The organism is Candidatus Pelagibacter sp. HIMB1542 (assembly GCF_052047835.1).
Taxonomy (GTDB): Bacteria; Pseudomonadota; Alphaproteobacteria; order Pelagibacterales; family Pelagibacteraceae; genus Pelagibacter.
Window position 1 is genome coordinate 601,707 of record NZ_JBNAJB010000001.1, and the last position, 16,970, is coordinate 618,676.

General features: G+C 30.9%; 18 protein-coding genes. 9 read left to right on the forward strand and 9 right to left on the reverse strand.

The features are described 5' to 3' along the window. Window positions 1-26 precede the first annotated feature (26 nt). Entirely contained in the window at window positions 27-167 is a 141-nt protein-coding gene (locus tag ACTTBI_RS03290) for a hypothetical protein (protein ID WP_440648707.1), read from the forward strand. On the opposite strand, the gene ACTTBI_RS03295 is transcribed toward ACTTBI_RS03290, so the two are convergent. After that, window positions 168-818, reverse strand: coding sequence for a DUF3047 domain-containing protein (locus ACTTBI_RS03295; protein WP_440652535.1), 651 nt, complete (start codon window positions 816-818; stop codon window positions 168-170). Between the two features lie 75 nt (window positions 819-893). Here ACTTBI_RS03295 and ACTTBI_RS03300 point away from each other — a divergent pair, with 75 nt between their 5' ends. After that, window positions 894-1,028, forward strand: a complete 135-nt coding sequence (locus tag ACTTBI_RS03300; protein WP_440634053.1) for a hypothetical protein — start codon at window positions 894-896, stop codon at window positions 1,026-1,028. On the opposite strand, the gene ACTTBI_RS03305 is transcribed toward ACTTBI_RS03300, so the two are convergent. The 5 genes from ACTTBI_RS03305 to ACTTBI_RS03325 form a co-directional block, all read right to left on the reverse strand. Beyond that, window positions 1,012-2,016: an alcohol dehydrogenase catalytic domain-containing protein gene (locus ACTTBI_RS03305; protein WP_440652536.1), complete on the reverse strand. Its 1,005-nt coding sequence runs from the start codon at window positions 2,014-2,016 to the stop codon at window positions 1,012-1,014. The two genes, ACTTBI_RS03300 and ACTTBI_RS03305, sit on opposite strands and share 17 nt — an antisense overlap. Before the next feature lies 1 nt (window position 2,017). Continuing rightward, window positions 2,018-3,475: a cytosine permease gene (locus tag ACTTBI_RS03310; RefSeq protein WP_440652537.1), complete on the reverse strand. Its 1,458-nt coding sequence runs from the start codon at window positions 3,473-3,475 to the stop codon at window positions 2,018-2,020. A gap of 25 nt (window positions 3,476-3,500) precedes the next feature. Continuing rightward, entirely contained in the window at window positions 3,501-4,835 is a 1,335-nt protein-coding gene (locus tag ACTTBI_RS03315) for a TRAP transporter large permease (RefSeq protein ID WP_440634050.1), read from the reverse strand. Continuing rightward, the gene (locus ACTTBI_RS03320) at window positions 4,835-5,449 is read right to left on the reverse strand and encodes a TRAP transporter small permease subunit (protein WP_075506706.1); all 615 of its coding nucleotides are present in this window, start codon (window positions 5,447-5,449) and stop codon (window positions 4,835-4,837) included. The genes ACTTBI_RS03315 and ACTTBI_RS03320 overlap by 1 nt, the downstream gene beginning before the upstream one ends. A gap of 72 nt (window positions 5,450-5,521) precedes the next feature. Further along, window positions 5,522-6,616, reverse strand: a complete 1,095-nt coding sequence (locus tag ACTTBI_RS03325; RefSeq protein ID WP_262589327.1) for a TRAP transporter substrate-binding protein — start codon at window positions 6,614-6,616, stop codon at window positions 5,522-5,524. A gap of 140 nt (window positions 6,617-6,756) precedes the next feature. Between ACTTBI_RS03325 and ACTTBI_RS03330 the strand changes: the two genes are divergently transcribed. The 4 genes from ACTTBI_RS03330 to ACTTBI_RS03345 are packed head-to-tail and all read left to right on the forward strand — an operon-like array spanning window position 6,757 to window position 10,491. Further along, entirely contained in the window at window positions 6,757-8,352 is a 1,596-nt protein-coding gene (locus tag ACTTBI_RS03330; RefSeq protein WP_440652538.1) for a GMC family oxidoreductase, read from the forward strand. Next, on the forward strand, window positions 8,352-8,945 hold the full coding sequence (locus ACTTBI_RS03335) for a TerC family protein (protein ID WP_075506621.1): 594 nt from the start codon (window positions 8,352-8,354) through the stop codon (window positions 8,943-8,945). Before ACTTBI_RS03330 ends, ACTTBI_RS03335 begins: the two co-directional genes overlap by 1 nt. Beyond that, entirely contained in the window at window positions 8,945-9,703 is a 759-nt protein-coding gene (locus ACTTBI_RS03340) for an SDR family NAD(P)-dependent oxidoreductase (RefSeq protein ID WP_440652539.1), read from the forward strand. The genes ACTTBI_RS03335 and ACTTBI_RS03340 overlap by 1 nt, the downstream gene beginning before the upstream one ends. Then, a complete protein-coding gene (locus ACTTBI_RS03345) occupies window positions 9,688-10,491 on the forward strand; it encodes a M23 family metallopeptidase (protein WP_440652540.1) in 804 nt (267 codons plus the stop codon). Before ACTTBI_RS03340 ends, ACTTBI_RS03345 begins: the two co-directional genes overlap by 16 nt. Here ACTTBI_RS03345 and ACTTBI_RS03350 read toward each other — a convergent pair. Then, window positions 10,488-11,087 (reverse strand): LysE family translocator, encoded by a 600-nt coding sequence (locus ACTTBI_RS03350; protein WP_440652541.1) that lies wholly within the window; start codon window positions 11,085-11,087, stop codon window positions 10,488-10,490. The two genes, ACTTBI_RS03345 and ACTTBI_RS03350, sit on opposite strands and share 4 nt — an antisense overlap. A gap of 51 nt (window positions 11,088-11,138) precedes the next feature. Here ACTTBI_RS03350 and ACTTBI_RS03355 point away from each other — a divergent pair, with 51 nt between their 5' ends. The 3 genes from ACTTBI_RS03355 to ACTTBI_RS03365 are packed head-to-tail and all read left to right on the forward strand — an operon-like array spanning window position 11,139 to window position 13,729. Continuing rightward, complete coding sequence (locus ACTTBI_RS03355) at window positions 11,139-11,999, forward strand: DMT family transporter (RefSeq protein WP_440652542.1); 861 nt, start codon at window positions 11,139-11,141, stop codon at window positions 11,997-11,999. 13 nt (window positions 12,000-12,012) lie between these two features. Further along, entirely contained in the window at window positions 12,013-12,789 is a 777-nt protein-coding gene (locus ACTTBI_RS03360; RefSeq protein ID WP_440652543.1) for a fumarylacetoacetate hydrolase, read from the forward strand. Between the two features lie 58 nt (window positions 12,790-12,847). Beyond that, entirely contained in the window at window positions 12,848-13,729 is an 882-nt protein-coding gene (locus ACTTBI_RS03365) for a DMT family transporter (protein ID WP_440652544.1), read from the forward strand. Here the strand turns inward: ACTTBI_RS03365 and ACTTBI_RS03370 are convergent. Then, on the reverse strand, window positions 13,726-15,030 hold the full coding sequence (locus ACTTBI_RS03370; RefSeq protein WP_440652545.1) for an NAD(P)/FAD-dependent oxidoreductase: 1,305 nt from the start codon (window positions 15,028-15,030) through the stop codon (window positions 13,726-13,728). The two genes, ACTTBI_RS03365 and ACTTBI_RS03370, sit on opposite strands and share 4 nt — an antisense overlap. A gap of 39 nt (window positions 15,031-15,069) precedes the next feature. Continuing rightward, entirely contained in the window at window positions 15,070-16,854 is a 1,785-nt protein-coding gene (gene xsc / locus ACTTBI_RS03375) for a sulfoacetaldehyde acetyltransferase (RefSeq protein WP_440652546.1), read from the reverse strand. Window positions 16,855-16,970: the final 116 nt, after the last annotated feature.

Sequence of the window (16,970 nt, forward strand, 5' to 3'; positions counted from 1 at the left end):
ATACAAACTAAGATATAATAACTACAATGAAAGTTTATATAATTTGGTTGATTGGAGTAATTTTATGGAACTTTGGTGTTCCTAATGCCACTCCAACAGAGGACGTAATTGTAGCAATCATACTGTCATTCCTGAGTATGGGTCTAAAAAAATATACTAAACTTTAATTAATTTGCTGAAAAATAAATATTCTGGAAATAGGCTATAGATTTCATTTTAGAATTATCTGTATCAGCCATAACTGCCAAGCCATCTAATTCATCTAAATCTAAATCATGGAATTTCTTAAAATCTTCTTTTACATTTGATTTAACTGTTATCCATTCATTTAAATTAGTTTTGGTTGTGGCCATTACATTGTCTATAGATTTTTTTGTGTATGGACTTGGTGAACTAACACCAACATCTCTATTGCTTGAAAACACATAGTTAACTGCTCTGTTTGACAATGGTGTTGCACCTGTTTTTTTAACAGCAAAAACTCTCGCTGCAAAGTCATGGCCTTTCTTTGTATCTTCTTTAATTCCAGATAAATCTTGCTCAATTTTCCATGTAATATTTATAAAAGGAGTCTTGTTTAGATCAATTTTAACTTCTTTGCCAAGACCAGATGCTGCATTATCGGCAACAGCCTTAAGGAAATTTCCATTTTCATTTTTCCCAATAGTATATATTGTCTCGTTCTTTGCTCCCCTTACTTTTCTGACAGTTAATTCTGAAAGTTCTGCTTCTGTAAACTCAAAAACTACAACTTCATTTGCAACAACTGAGCTAATTGAAATTAATAAAATTGAGATGAGTTTAAAAAATATTTTCATAATTTAAGTTCTTAATACATTATTTAGACAAGATTTAAACATGCAAAAATCAGAATTAGTTTTTAAATAAATGATATGAAAACAATTTCAATTTTTTTACTTTTAATTTATTGGTCAATAATGATATCTGCACCAATTATGTCTAATGACCTCAAAATGGGTAGTTCTAGAGCTATAAAATTAAATTCTAATTCTAAGGTATCAGTATAATTTTAGGTGCAATACAGGTGCCATCATGAATTTGTTTAAAGGCATCACCACCATTTTTTAAATCCCTAAATTCAATCCAATCTAGAGAACCTATCTCTTTGTTAGCTAATATTGCTAAAGTTTGCTCAAAATCCTTATTGGTATAACAATAAGTCCCTATTACGGTCACCTCTTGAAGTGTCATTTTTCTAAAATTAAATGATCCAGCAGGCTGAGTTAAGCCTATGTGTATAATTGAACCGCCCGGCTTAACTACTTCAATAGCCTGTTGTCTTGAAATTTCCAACCCTACCGTATCAAATACAATATCAAATTTATTACTTTCTATTTCTTTATGTTCTGGTGCAACATATTTTGCATCTAAATATTTTGAGCACTCATTTAATCTCAATTTATTAGGATCAGAGAGAATTATATTTTCACTATTTTTAATTTTAGATAAAATTAAACCACATAATAATCCTATTGCACCACCACCTTGGATCAAAATTTTACATTCAGATAAAGGTTTTTTTAAAGATTGTTCACCAATTAATACTGCATGTAGAGAAACTGCAGTTGGCTCAGCTACAGGCGCTTCATTTTTATCTAATCCATCTGGGATTTCATAAATATTTGTGTCAGGTGTTGAGACAAATTCTGCAAAAACCCCTTGTCTTTCAATTGGTTTATTCATGCCTAAAATAATTCTATGAGGACAAAGATGTTCTCTTCCACTTGTGCAGTATTCACATTTACCACAAGTTATCAGAGGATTTAAAACAACGTCTTTACCTTTAAATTTACCATTTTGGACCTCACCACTAACTTCATGGCCTAATATTAACGGAGGAATTCTTCTCTCATCATGTCCATGATATGCGTGCATATCAGAACCACATATTCCTGAAGCATGGATTTTTAAAATACTTTCTCCCGAAACTTCAATTGGATTAGGTTCGTCTCTGTAAACTAATTCTTGTGTTCCAGTATATACTAAAGCTTTCATATTATTTTTTTGCCAACAAGTAATACGTTATCCAGGCTACAAATGCACCAATTAACCACGCATAAGACTGTAAAAACATTAAATTTGTGTTCCAAATTGTTGATGCTGAAAAAATAAAACCTAGAAATACTGAGTAAACACCTTTGATATGCCACCCTCTTGAATAATAGTAACTACTTTCTTTTTCTACTGAATACAAATCTTTGTTACTCAAGCTTTGTTTATTGATCAGATAATAGTCAGCAACTATTACTCCAAATAACGGTCCAAAAAATGCACCAAATGTATCTATAAAAGATAAAATGCCAATTTGACTCAAAATTGTAAGCCAAAAAATAGCTACCAACAAACCGAGGAAAGAAATTATATAACTTGCACTCCTTAAAGATAATTTATTTGGAACAAAATTTATTAGTGAATATTGAGATGGAATATAATTGGCTACTAAATTCGTGGATGCTGAAGCAATTACGACAAAAAATAGTACCAATGTAGTTATTTGAATATTGTCATATTTGCCAATTATATCAGTGGGATTTGTAAAAATTCTGTCTATGTCTGAAAATTTTTGATTTAAAAGTGCATCTGATCCGGCAACAATAAATATAGAGAAAAAAGAGAAAATAATTAAATTAATAAGCAAACTTAAATTCCCTTTACCCAACTCTTTAGTATTTTTAACATTCCTAGAAATGTCCCCAAAACTAACTATTAATATTGAAAAATAAGCAAAGACAGTTCCTGCTACAGTTAAAAGTGGTAATAAATTATTAATATCAAAAAAGTTTTTGGTATTAATAATATTTACAAATGCTTTTGATGTTAATTTGACATCACTTAAAAAAACAAGGAAGAAAAAAACAATAATTCCTACATAAACACTGATTGCTGAAAAATTTATTATTTTTTTATTATATTGAGCACCAATACTAAACAAAAATGTTTGAAAAATAATTACAATTAAAATCGATGACCAATCTATAATATTTAAACCAAAAAAATAAAAAATAAATATATCTTGGGCTAACAATGACTCATCAATAGTGAAAAGAAATATTCTAATAAGATAAGTTAAAATTTTTGATAAAAAATAAGTTTGAATTCCAAATAAGAAAATTCCAACCGAACTTCTAATTAATCCAAAAAATTTTGCTCCATTAAATCCTAAAGAAGACCTCAACAAAACTACAAATGGTAGTCCAAATTTTTGTGAAGGTTTTCCAATAAAATTAGCAAATAAATAAACAAAAAATGAACCTAATAAAGTTCCTATTAAAACCACAAATGTATTTAGATTGTACATTATATATAATGAGGCAATTAGAGAAAAACCAATTACACTTTGCACATTAACTCCCCAGTAACAAAAAAGGTCTTTCCAATTCCAAGTTTTATAATTTGGATTTACCGAAACTAAATCCCAATTTGATAGGGAGTATTTAACTTTAGGTTGATTCACTAAAATTATTTTAAACTAATAATTTCTACTGTCCATATAGGAGAGTTGGTAACCAAAGTGCAATTTTAGGAAATATTATAATTAAAACCAAACCAATTATTTGAAGCACCATAAATTGCATCATTCCATAATAAATATCTTTTAAATCCCATTCAGGCACAACCCCTTTTAAGAAATACGCAGACAATGCCACTGGAGGAGACAGCCAGGCGGTCTGGAGATTGACGGCAACTAATATTGCAAACCAAGTAAGATTAAAGCCAAGAGCTTCAATTAATGGTAAAATAATTGGAACAATAATCATTACAATTGGTACCCACTCTAAAGGCCAACCCAATAAAAATATTGCAACCATTACAATCGCTAATATTAAATATTTGTTCATGTCTAAACCTAACAAGAATTCAGTTAATAAAGTTGGAGTACCTAGTCTTGCAAAAACTGCACCAAAAAAGTTTGATGCAGCAACTAAAACCATAATTAAAGCTGTTATCTCTAAAGTTTTAACAAGAGCTTCTTGAAGTTTTGAAAAGGTTAATTTTTTGTATGCTAAAGAAAGTAATAAAGCTCCCATTGCACCACAACCAGCTGCTTCTGTTGGAGTTGCAAAACCAAAAAGTATACTTCCTAATGCTGCAAACACTAACGCTGCTGGAGGAACTAAACCTAAGAAGAATTCAATCCAAACTTCTTTCATACTAGCGGCTCTCATCTCTTCAGGAATTACAGGTCCCAATTTAGGATTTATCATACATCTTATTGTTGTGTATCCAGCGTATAAACTTGCTAAAAGAATTCCTGGAATTATAGCAGCCGCAAATAAATCAATAACTGGAATTTCCATAATTGGGCCCATAACAACAAGCATGATACTTGGAGGTATTAAAATTCCTAAAGTACCACCAGCTGTTATCGTACCTGCAGCAAGCCTGACGTCATAACCAGATCTATTCATTGATTTTGCAGCCATTATACCGAGTATGGTTACTGAAGCACCAACAATTCCTGTTGCTGCAGCAAAAATAACTGAAACAAAAAGAACAGCGTAATATAATGCACCTCTAACTCTTGCTAGCATCATTTGAAATGATGAGAATAATCTTTCCATTAAACCTGCCTGTTCCATCATAATACCCATAAAGACAAAGAGCGGGACGGCGGCGAGGGTTTGTTCGGTCATGACCATCGAAAACTGGAGTGTCATTAAATAAAAGACCAATTTTCCAAATCCTAAATATCCGAATACAAAACCTAAAAATATGAGTGTAAATGAAATAGGAAATCCTACGAAAATTGCAAAAAGCATTACTCCTACCAGAATAAAACCTAAATATGCTGGATCTATAAATTCAGCTAACATTATTCATCTTCTCCTGGCCATTTTCCTCTTGTTGCAGCCCAATAACTTTTTAATAATTCTGAAATACCCTGGATTAATAAAAATACGATACCAATCAATAAACAACTCTTAATTGGCCACATATAAGGCATCCATGTAGTATCCATTCCTCTTTCGCCTCTTTGAATAGACTCACCTACATAACCAATTGTCATATAAAGAAAGACTATTAGTCCTGGAAAATAAAATAAAATATATAACCAAAAATCAATCGTCCCTTGGTTTTTTGTTTTGAAATTTCTGTATAAAAAATCTGCTCTTATATGAACACCTTTTGAAAGTGCATAACCTGCACCTAACATGAATAGTGCGCCATACAAAAATCTACTTATGTCATAAGCCCAAATTGTAGGTGCATGAAAAAGTTTTCTCGCCAAAACTTCGTAAGTCATAGCAAAGATAAGTGGCATCAGTATCCAACAAACAACATTACCTATCCATTTGCTAAATTTATCAATATTTACAATAGAACTTGCCATCCATGATGGCATATCATTTGGCATCTTCCCTGAACCACCTCGCCTTTCGGCTATCATTTCATCTGATATATCTAGTTTAGTTGGTTCTTCAGCCATAAAAAATTTTGTTAGAAAAATTAGAGCGGACAATTAAGTCCGCTCTAATTGAATTATAGATTAATTATTGGATTACTTTAATGTTGCTGCGTGAGCCATTCCTAGCTTCGCATTAGACATTTGAGCACCACTCCAGAAAGGAACTGCTATATCAGCAAATTCTTTCATAGAGTCCCATACTTCTGCAAAGAATGCATTGTTTGCAGCGTTTGTTTCCAAACTTTTCTTAGCTGCAGCCATGTATTCTGTGAAGTAATCAGAAGGTGTGTCCTCTAATTTAACTCCATGAACTTCAGTAAGCTCTCTTAAAGCTTTACCATTTTCATAGATTCTGTAACTTAAAGATTTAGCTAATGATGCATTAGCTGCAACTTCAAGAGACTTCTTCTCATGATCGCTCATAGCGTTGTATGTTTTTCCAGTAATATAAAAGTCAGCATTTACGACTACTTGGTGTAAACCTTGTAGGTAGTAGTGCTTTAATACTTTTTGGAAACCAAACGTTAAGTCTGGTTTTGGACAACACCATTCAGCAGCATCAATAGTTCCTGCTTCTAAAGCTGGTAGAATATCTCCACCACCCATAGCAACAGACGCTATACCGATGTCTTTATAAGTTTGTCCTGGAATTCCTGGAGGAGTTCTGAATTTATATTTTCTAAAGTCAGCCATATCTTTAATTGGTTTTGGAAACCAGCCTAAAGCTTCAGGACCAACTGGTTGAATCATAAATCCTTTAATATCTCTTCCCATTTCTTTCCATAGTCTGTCGTATAGCTCTTTTCCTCCACCATACTGAAACCATGATAAGAATGCAATGTTGTCAATACCAACACCACCACCAGCTACTGGAGAACCGAATAGCATAGCTGCAGGATGGTCACCTGACCAATAGTGAGTCCATGCGAAACCACAATCGATTAGGCCTTTGTCAACTGCATCTAAAGTTTCTTTTACACCAACAACAGCTCCAGCTGGCATAATTTCAAACTTAAGAGATCCACCAGTTAACGCTGTTACTGTGTCAGTAAAATCCTTTAACATCTTAACTTCATCAGCTTTTGTGTTAAGAACTGTCTGACATTTTAGTGTTTTTGCAGCATTAGCATTTGAAATAAATCCAAACACCATTGCAACTGCAAATAACATTGAAATGATTTTTTTCATTTGTTTCCCTCTCTTTATTTTTAAAGTCGAAACTTTGTCAAAGAATGAAAACTAAAACAAGTGTTAATATTGGTATATTTTAAAATTTTTAACAGATTTATTAGAAATATAATTTTTTTAATTTATAAGAGTTCTAATTTATGAATAATTTTGATTTCATTATACTAGGAGCTGGATCTGCAGGCTGTGTTTTAGCAAATAGGCTATCAGAAAACTCTTCACACAAAGTTCTTTTGATTGAGGCTGGAGGTAAAGATAATTATCCATGGATCCATATTCCAGTTGGTTATTTTAAAACGATGCACAATCCTAATACTGACTGGTGCTACAGGACAGAACCAGATGAAAGCATGAATAATATTTCAATACGTTATCCCCGTGGAAAAACTTTAGGAGGAAGCTCTTCTATCAATGGACTTTTATATATACGAGGACAACACAGAGATTATGATATTTGGAGACAGCTTGGAAATACTGGCTGGGGTTGGGATGATGTTCTTCCCTATTTTATAAAAGCAGAGAATCAAGAAAGAGGCAAAAGTGAATATCATGGAGTTGGCGGACCTCTCTCTGTCTCAGATCAAAGAATACATCTTCCTCTATTAGATGAGTTTCAAAACGCTGCTGAGGAATTTGGTGTACCAAAATCGAAAGATTTTAATACAGGTGATAATCATGGTTGTGGTTATTTTCAGGTAACAGAAAAAGATGGATTTAGATGTAGTACTGCTGTTGGTTATCTAAATCCTGTTAAGCATAGAAAAAATTTAACAATTATTACTCACGCTCATGTTAAAAAAATAAACTTTGAAAATAAAAAGGCAAAATCAGTTGAGTATTGGCAAGATAATGAATTGAAAACAGCTGGAGCAAATAGAGAAATTATAGTTTCTTCAGGTGCAATTGGTTCTCCTCAAATATTGCAAGTATCGGGAATTGGAAATCCAGAAAAACTAAAAAAATTGGGAATTGATATGGTTCATAATTTAAATGGTGTTGGTGAAAATTTACACGATCACCTAATGTTAAGACCTATTTATAAAATTAATGGTTTAAAATCTCTTAACAAAAAAATTAATAGTTTGTTTGGAAATTTACTTATCGGATTAGAATATGTCTTTAAAAGAAGTGGTCCAATGACTATGGGAGCAAGTCAGCTTTGTATGTTTGCAAAAAGTGATCCTTCTTTAGAATTACCAGATTTACAATGGCACGTTCAACCAATGAGTATGGATACATTGGGAGCTACAAAAAATCACGATTTTCACGCATTCACTCCAACTGTTTCTAATATAAGACCCACAAGTAGAGGTCACGTAAGTATTATTGATAAAGATTCACGCGTTTACGCAAAAATAAAACAAAATTACCTGTCAACTGATCACGATAGAATGATAGCTGCCAAAGGATTAAAATTGACAAGAAAAATTATAATGGAATCTGAAACTTTTAAGAAATATACACCAGAGGAATATAGACCAGGTATTCATATTAATGATGACGAGGAATTAGTAAAAGAAGCATCAAATTTTGCACAAACAATTTTTCATCCTGTTGGTACATGCAAAATGGGTCAAGATGAGATGTCAGTAGTTGATGAAAAATTAAAAGTAAGAGGAATAGAAAATCTTCGAGTTATTGATGCATCGATAATGCCTAACATTACTTCTGGAAATACTAACGCACCTACGATTATGATTGCAGAAAAAGGTGCTGACATGATACTACAACAATAATGTTTGCAGAATTTTTTACTCCCGAACAAATTGCTATTTTAACACAAATTATTTTTATTGATTTAGTTCTAGCTGGTGACAATGCCATTATAATTGGAATGGTAGCTTCAAAATTTCCTGTTGAGCAAAGGAAGAAAGTTATATTTTGGGGAATTGGTGGTGCAGTAATATTACGTATAATATTAACGTTACTAACAGCTTATTTGTTACAAATTACTGGACTGAGACTTATTGGTGGAATTTTACTTCTTTATATTGTCTACAAACTTTATGTTGATGTAATCAAAGGATCAGATTCAGAGGAAGATATAAAAGTAGATAACTCAAGCTTTTTAAAAGCAATTTGGACGGTTTTACTTGCTGATTTCACAATGAGTTTAGATAATGTTTTGGGTGTTGCTGGTGCTGCAGGTGATCATTATGGATTACTTGTATTTGGACTGGTTCTATCGATTGTTTTAATGGCAACTGCTGCAACATTAATTTCTGGATGGATAAAAAAATACAAATGGATTGCATGGGTTGGGTTATTAGCAATATTAATAGTAGCTGTTGAGTTGATTTATACAGATATTAAAATAATATTCTTTTAATGTATCTTCAAAAAATTAATCTTAAAAATAAGTACGCATTAGTTACTGGTGCTGGTAAAGGACTTGGAAGAGCTTGTTCTATTGCACTCGCAGAAGCTGGTGCAACTGTAATAGCATTAAGCAGAACTCCATCTGATTTAAATAAATTAGAAAAAGATATTAAAAAAATTAAAGGTAAAGTAATCAAAGTTCCTTGTGATGTAATGAATTATGAAGATCTAAAAGCAAAATTAGAAAAAATCAAAATTATTGATGTGTTAGTAAACAATGCTGGAACTAATATTCCTGAACCTTTTGAAAAAATTAAACAAAAAAGCATGAATTACTTGGTAGATTTAAATCTAAAAGCTGCATTTAATGTTGCTCAACTAGTAGTTAAAAAAATGCTTAAAAATAAAAAGAGATCCGGCTCTATTATCAATATGTCTTCTCAATTAGGTCATGTTGGTATGGGTGGGAGAAATGTTTACAATATGACTAAATTTGGGATTGAAGGTTTGACAAAAGGTATGGGAGTAGAGTTAGCTAAAAGAAATATAAGAGTTAACACAGTAGCTCCTACGTTTGTTGAAACTCCAATGGTTAAAAATTTCTTTAAAAATAAAAAATTTAAAAAACTAGCACTTGGAAATATTCCAATGGGAAAAGCAGCAACTGAAAGTGATGTAGCGACAACAGTTTGTTTCTTAGCCTCACCTGCTTCCTCAATGATAACTGGAACATCAATTATAATAGATGGTGGATGGACAGCTCAGTAATAAATAGATTTTTTTTAATATTTTTCTTATTTTTTTCAACTGCAAACGCGATAGAATTTCAAGGTAAATTCTTACAAGGTCATTTTATCTTAGGAAAAACAAATCCTGGTGCTAAGATAATTGTTGGAAAAAAAGAAGTAAGAGTATCAAAGGATGGTTTTTTCGTTTTTGGTATTGATAGAGATCAAAAATATGATCTTACTTTTACAAAAATCTTTGACGGTAAGAAATCTACAATAACCAAAAAAGTTTTAAAAAGAAAATACAACATTCAAAGAATAGATGGCTTAGAAGAAAGCAAAGTAACCCCACCCGAGTCAGTCTATAAAAGAATTAAAAAAGAAAATAATGCAATTGGTGAAGCAAGAGCAATTAATTCTGAATTACAGTTTTTTAAGCAAAAATTTATAATGCCTGTAGAAGGAATAATTAGTGGTGTTTATGGGAGTCAAAGAATTTTAAACGGTAAACCTAGATGGCCACATTACGGAATTGATATAGCTGCGAAACAAGGAACAATGATTAAATCATCAGGCTCAGGTAAAGTTACAATGGCTGAAGATGATTTATATTATACCGGTGGTACAGTCATTATGGATCATGGTCATGGTATATCAACAATTTATTCACATTTAGAAAACGTTTTAGTTTCTGCTGGAGATTTAATTAATCAAGGAGATATTATTGGAACCGTCGGATCGACAGGTAGATCAACTGGACCTCATCTTGATTTTAGAATTAATTGGTTTCAAACTAGATTGGACCCAATGTCTGTTTTGGAAAATTAATAAAAAAACATCCAAATACCAACAAGAATTAATATAAATCCGCCAATTTTATTTAAAACTTTTAAATATTTTGATGCTATGAATTCTCTAAACTTGCCAAATACAAATGCATATGAGCTGTCAAATATTGTAGCTACAATTATAAAGATAATTCCAAAATAAATTATCTGATAACTAACAGGTTCATTTATATTAATAAATTGAGGAATAAATGCACCAAGGAACAAAAATATTTTTGGATTAGTTAAAATCACTATTAATCCTTGGAGAAAATATTTTTTTTCAAATTTAGTTACTTGAGTTTTGTTTAAATCAATATCTGACTTAATTGTAATTACTCCAAGTGAAATTAAATAAATTGAACCTAGAATTCTTACAAAGTTAATGATCACTTCTAGAAAAGGAGAAACTATCTCAAATCCAAGTGCTAATAAAAATAACAAAATTAAAACGCCAATTTGGGTACCAAAAACATTTAATAATCCTGCTTTTACACCAGATCTTAAAGAATTAGAAATTATAAGACTAACAGTGGGGCCAGGCACTATCACTATTAAAAAACTTGCTATAACAAAATATAGTAATACAAAATCCATGACAGTCTGAATTAATCAATAACAACTTGAAATAAAATTAAAACAAAAAAAATGAAATTTAAATCAAGAGAAACACTGGGAATTATTTTTGCAATAATTGCTTACTTTTCATTTTCAATACTTGATGCAATTCAAAAAACTGCAGTTATTCATTACTCTATATTTCAATTATTATTTATCAAATATACTTTTGTGCTTTCGTTAGGCTTGATAGAAGCAAAAAGAGCTAACAATAATAATTTTTATAGATCTAATAATTTAAAACTTCAAATTATAAGAAGTCTACTATCTATTTTAGAATCTGGTTTTTTTGTTTTATCTTTTAAACACCTGTCTTTAGCGAACGCTCATAGCATAGGTGCACTAGCACCTATAATTATAGTTGCATTATCTGTATTTATTTTAAATGAGAGGGTATCAATCAAAACTTGGATAGCAATCTTTATAGGTTTTATTGGAGTTTTGATAATTATTAGACCTGCATCTGATGTATTTAGTGTAAATTCTTTTATTCCGTTGCTAGCAGCTTTTTTTCTGGGTCTTTATCAAATCGCAACAAAAAAAATAACTGAATATGATGCTCCTGAAGTATCCTTGTTCTACTCTTCTTTAATTGGGATTGTTATAACTTCAATAATGGCGTTTAATTTTTGGCAACCTGTTAATTTTAATTCTTTATATTTCTTTGTGCCAATTGGTTTATTTTTTTCACTAGGTATATACTTCCAAATATTAGCACTTAAAAATGCAAGAGCTAGCATAATACAACCATTTCATTATACTTTAATTTTTTGGGCAATAATTTTTGGATTTTTCTTCTATGATGATGTTCCAGATTTATTTACTATTATAGGTGCAATAATAATTACAACTTCAGGAATATTTGTTATTAATCAAACATCAAAAAAATAAATTAAAAATTCTTATGACAAAAACACTTAAAGATAAAATTTCAGATAAATTAGTTAATGCTTTTCTTAATAATAAAATTATCTCTTCTATACCTAGTAGATTTACAAAAAAACTTACTGAAGCGGACAAATTTAGAAAATTATGTGAAAGCAAAATAAAAGATCCAACAATAGGTTTTAAAGCTGGTGGAACTGGAATTCAGTTAATGAAAAAATTAAAAGAAAAAGAGCCTTTTATTGCATCTGTTTTCAAAAAAAACTTAATAAAAAGTGGAAAGAAAGTAAAAATAAATAAATATGCTTTAGGGATCGAACTTGAAGTTTGTTATTTAATCAAAAAAACTTTTTTCACTTCAAAAGGTAAGCTCACAAATAGTAACGTAACTAAATATATTTCACACATGGCACCCTGTATCGAAGTAGTTGGATATAGGCAAAAAAGAAAAGGTATTACTTCTTTTGGAGATTTAAGTAGTGACTTTGGAGGTAATATTAAATTTTTAATTGGTCAAAAGAAAAAATTTAAAAAAATTAACATAGGTAATTTAAAAACAAATATTTCAAATAAAAAAGCTAAGCAAAGTGTAGATGGAAACACAAATGCTGTTTATGTAAATCCAATAAATTCATTAAGATTTGTTTTAAATAAAGTTAAAAAAGATAAAATTAATTTAGACAAAGATTTTTATGTTTTTACAGGATCCACAGTTGGGGTTGTGCCTATTATAAAAAAAGGAACATATACAGCAAAAATTGATAAACTTGGGTCTGTAAGAGCAGTTATTTCATAATATTATAATCAGAAGGATAATTTTATTCATAGAGTACGTGTGTAAAAATTAGCTAATCATGAATAATATTTTTCTTTTTATAATCACTCTTTTTTGTTGGTCACCCACCTGGTATCTAATTAAATTTCAATTAGGCTATGTTGATCCACTGGTATCTGTATTTTATAGATTTTTAATAGCTTCATTTATAATCTTTATTTTTTTAATAATTAAAAAAGAAAAATTACAATTTTCAATTAATCAGCATTTTTGGTTTTTGTTTTTTGGAATTTGCTTGTATTCGATGAATTATGTTTTCTTCTATTTGTCTAACACTTATTTAGTTAGTGCTTTTCCAGCAATTGTATTTTCAACTGTGGTAATAATGAATATAGTTGGTGAAACCTTCTATTTTAAAAAGAAGCCTTCTATAAAAACTTTAATTGGAGCATCAATTGGTATGGTGGGTATTTTGATAATTTTTAATGATGAAATTTTCAATTTTAGTTTTAGCGAAGGAACTCATATAGGATTGTTTCTAGCTTTGATTGGAACATTTAGTGCATCAACAGGTAATATGGTTCACCAAAGAAACTTAAATAATAATTTTCCTCCAATACAAACAATAGCATATGCTATGTTTTATGGCTCAATTTTTACACTGATAATTACAAAATTTAGAGGAGCTGAATTATTATTTGAAACTAGTTTTAGCTACATCTCTTCACTGCTTTATCTTTCAATTTTTGGTTCAATATTTGCTTTTGTATCTTATTTAAAGTTACTTGAAAAAGTTGGACCTGGAAGAGCTGGTTATGTTGGTGTTGTAATGCCCGTTTTAGCATTAATTATATCAACAATATTTGAAAATTTAGAATGGCAATATGATCTAATAATGGGTCTTCCAATTTTAATCATTGGTGCTGTTCTTGTGATAAATCAAAAAATTAGAATTAATTAGATTTCTGATTTAGCTCTCAAACGTTCATAAACTAATCTAGTTTTTATTCCTAAATTTAAAAATGGTTGCGGTGGTAACCAAGAAGGTTTATTCCTCGCTTCTATTGTTTTTATTTCACTAGTACTTTCATTAATCGCTTTAAGAGCAATTTGTTCACCAAATAAAGTTCCTACACCAATACCTGAACCGTTATAACAACCAGCGGCAAAAATATTACTATCAATTTTTTCAAATATTTGAGAACTATTCCTTGTTCTTGATACTATTCCAGACCAAGATGATTTGATTATATCATTGGGTAATTGTGGAAATCTTTTTTGTATTCCAAGTTTCTGTTTGAAAGATCTTTTTTTAAGAGTGGAATTTGACATACCAAATGGATTGTGGACTTCTGCTGTATTTCTTATCAAAATTCTTCTATCTTTTGTCATTCTAATTGTTGCGCCCATTGGCCTTACAGGTAGTACGCCCCATTCTTTTGGTTCACCAATGGATTTAAATTCTTCATCAGATAATCTTCTTGTCATGCTCGCAGTTAATGTAATAGGAAAATTATAATTTGATTTTATCCCTAGTGATTTTAAGAAACCATTCGTAGCAAAAATAATATTTTTTGATTTAATTTTTCCATTTTTGAAATTACAAAAAATGAAATCTTTATTTTTATTCCAATTTAATAAACAAGAATTTTCATACAAAAAAACATTACTAGGAAGAGCATCAACCATTGCTCTAACTAATTTTCCTGGATGTATTAGAATACCACCCTTTGTGTAAAGTCCGATATTATAAAAACTAGTACCTAATTTTTCATACAATTCTTTGTTTCCTAATAAGCTGTGTTCAAAGCCTAACTTAGATAATGTATTTGAAAAATTTTCTAAAATTTTTTTATCTTCAATTTTTGATGAAGCAAAATATTTACCACATTCATTCCAATCACAATCTACTTGATGTTCTTTAATAAATTTTTTTACTACATCTATTCCTAATGAATAAATATCAGCTTTCTTTTTGTAATTTTGCAGTTCTTTATTTGATGTAAAACCATCGTTCAAAGTTGTATCAACCAAATAACCAGAATTTCTTCCACTAGCACCCTCACCTGCTAGTTGGGCATCTGCTAGTATAATTTTTAAATTTGAATTTATTTGAGATAATTTTCTTGCAGCAGACAGACCTGTGTAACCAGCACCTATTATTAACCAATCACACTCATCGTTTGATAGAAGAGACTTGATGTTTGTTCTTGGATTAAGATCATTAATCCAACTACAGCTATTATCGTTAGTCACTTCCATGAAGTGACTTTACGATAATTGATAAATTTTTAAAAGATTTTAAGAGTTTAATGAAGGTTGTTTCTTCATATCTGCTTTGTTGATACCAGCAACTCTTACCGGTTTCTTCATCGCATCTCTTCTAAATGGTTCTCCAAGTTCTTGGTTTAGAATTACTTCTATAAATGTTGTAATTCCTTTCTTTTGATCATCACAAGATTGCTTGATTGCATTTGTTGTTTCTTCCATAGTTCTAACGGTTACACCTTTTAAACCACATGCATCAGCAACTTTAGCGTAACTTAATTCAGGGTCTAACTCTGTTCCAACAAAATTATTATCAAACCAAAGAGTAGTATTTCTTTTTTCTGCACCCCATTGATAATTTCTAAAAATTACCATTGTAATTGCAGGCCATTCTTCTCTTGCACATGAGCTCATTTCGTTCATGCTAATTCCAAAAGCGCCATCTCCCGCAAAACCAATTACTGGAGTATCAGGGCAACCAATTTTTGCACCTAGTATAGATGGAAATCCATAACCACAAGGTCCGAATAAACCTGGGGCTAAATATTTTCTTGGTTTTTCAAAAGTTGGGTAAGCATTACCAATGGCGCAGTTATTACCAATATCACTTGAAATAATTACATCATCAGGCATACCAGATTGAATTGCTCTCCAAGCTTGTCTTGGTGACATTCTGTCTGCATCTCTTTCTCTAGCCTCTTTATTCCAAACTGTTCCTTCATCATCATCTTCATGATCTAAACTTGAAAGTTTTTGCAACCATGCAGATTTTGTTTGGTGAATTAAATCTTTTCTAGCTTGTCTATCAGTATCTCCAGCGTTTGAAGATAGTTTTGCTAAAATTTGCTCAGCAACTAATTTTGCATCACCGCTAATTCCAACTGTTACTTTTTTAGTTAAACCAATTCTATCAGGATTAATATCTACCTGAATGATGTTTGCATTTTTTGGCCAATAATCAATTCCATATCCTGGTAAAGTTGAAAATGGATTTAATCTTGTACCTAGTGCTAAAACAACATCAGCTTTTGAAATTAATTCCATTGCAGCTTTAGAACCATTATAACCTAAAGGTCCTACTGCTAGTGGGTGACTTCCTGGAAAACTATCGTTATGTTGATAACCAGAACATACTGGTGCATCTAATTTTTCAGCAAGATTTTTAGTAGCATCAATAGCTCCACCAATAACAACACCAGCACCTGAAAGTATTACTGGAAATTTTGCATTAGATAATAAATCAGCAGCTTTAGAAACAGCGTCGTTACCTCCACCTTGTCTTTCTAATCTTACAATTGGTGGTAAATCAATATCAATAACCTGGCACCAATAATCTCTTGGAACGTTTATTTGTGCAGGGGCTGAGCCTCTTATAGCTTTTTCAATTACTCTGTTTAGAACTTCTGCCATTCTTGATGGGTCTCTAACTTCTTCTTGATAACAAACCATGTCTTTAAACAAGTTCATTTGTTCTACTTCTTGAAAACCACCTTGGCCCATAGTTTTATTTGCAGCTTGTGGTGTTACTAATAATAGAGGTGTGTGATTCCAATATGCAGTTTTAATTGGAGTTACTAATCCTGTTATTCCTGGTCCATTTTGTGCAATGACCATAGACATTTTACCTGTAGCTCTTGTGTAACCATCAGCAATTAAACCACCATTTGTTTCATGGGCTACATCCCAAAAAGTGATTCCTGCATCAGGAAAAATATCTGATATTGGCATGAAAGCAGAACCGATAATTCCAAAAGCGTGCTCAATGCCGTGCATTTGTAAAACTTTTACAAAAGCTTCTTCTGTTGTCATTTTTATCATAAGACTAGAACCCCTCTAAAGTGTAATTATTAAGAATTTATAAAATTCGTTTGTCAATTTTCGCGATTAATATATAAGATTTTCTAAATTTCAAACAAACAATTCGACACAACATT

Excerpts from the sequence above, each read along its gene's own strand:
- ACTTBI_RS03290 (WP_440648707.1), top strand. The coding sequence starts at position 27 with ATGAAAGTTTATATAATTTGGTTGATTGGAGTAATTTTATGGAACTTT.
- ACTTBI_RS03295 (WP_440652535.1), bottom strand. The coding sequence starts at position 818 with ATGAAAATATTTTTTAAACTCATCTCAATTTTATTAATTTCAATTAGC.
- ACTTBI_RS03300 (WP_440634053.1), top strand. The coding sequence starts at position 894 with ATGAAAACAATTTCAATTTTTTTACTTTTAATTTATTGGTCAATAATG.
- ACTTBI_RS03305 (WP_440652536.1), bottom strand. The coding sequence starts at position 2,016 with ATGAAAGCTTTAGTATATACTGGAACACAAGAATTAGTTTACAGAGAC.
- ACTTBI_RS03315 (WP_440634050.1), bottom strand. The coding sequence starts at position 4,835 with ATGTTAGCTGAATTTATAGATCCAGCATATTTAGGTTTTATTCTGGTA.
- ACTTBI_RS03320 (WP_075506706.1), bottom strand. The coding sequence starts at position 5,449 with ATGGCTGAAGAACCAACTAAACTAGATATATCAGATGAAATGATAGCC.
- ACTTBI_RS03325 (WP_262589327.1), bottom strand. The coding sequence starts at position 6,616 with ATGAAAAAAATCATTTCAATGTTATTTGCAGTTGCAATGGTGTTTGGA.
- ACTTBI_RS03330 (WP_440652538.1), top strand. The coding sequence starts at position 6,757 with ATGAATAATTTTGATTTCATTATACTAGGAGCTGGATCTGCAGGCTGT.
- ACTTBI_RS03335 (WP_075506621.1), top strand. The coding sequence starts at position 8,352 with ATGTTTGCAGAATTTTTTACTCCCGAACAAATTGCTATTTTAACACAA.
- ACTTBI_RS03340 (WP_440652539.1), top strand. The coding sequence starts at position 8,945 with ATGTATCTTCAAAAAATTAATCTTAAAAATAAGTACGCATTAGTTACT.
- ACTTBI_RS03345 (WP_440652540.1), top strand. The coding sequence starts at position 9,688 with ATGGACAGCTCAGTAATAAATAGATTTTTTTTAATATTTTTCTTATTT.
- ACTTBI_RS03350 (WP_440652541.1), bottom strand. The coding sequence starts at position 11,087 with ATGGATTTTGTATTACTATATTTTGTTATAGCAAGTTTTTTAATAGTG.
- ACTTBI_RS03355 (WP_440652542.1), top strand. The coding sequence starts at position 11,139 with ATGAAATTTAAATCAAGAGAAACACTGGGAATTATTTTTGCAATAATT.
- ACTTBI_RS03360 (WP_440652543.1), top strand. The coding sequence starts at position 12,013 with ATGACAAAAACACTTAAAGATAAAATTTCAGATAAATTAGTTAATGCT.
- ACTTBI_RS03365 (WP_440652544.1), top strand. The coding sequence starts at position 12,848 with ATGAATAATATTTTTCTTTTTATAATCACTCTTTTTTGTTGGTCACCC.
- ACTTBI_RS03370 (WP_440652545.1), bottom strand. The coding sequence starts at position 15,030 with ATGGAAGTGACTAACGATAATAGCTGTAGTTGGATTAATGATCTTAAT.
- xsc (WP_440652546.1), bottom strand. The coding sequence starts at position 16,854 with ATGATAAAAATGACAACAGAAGAAGCTTTTGTAAAAGTTTTACAAATG.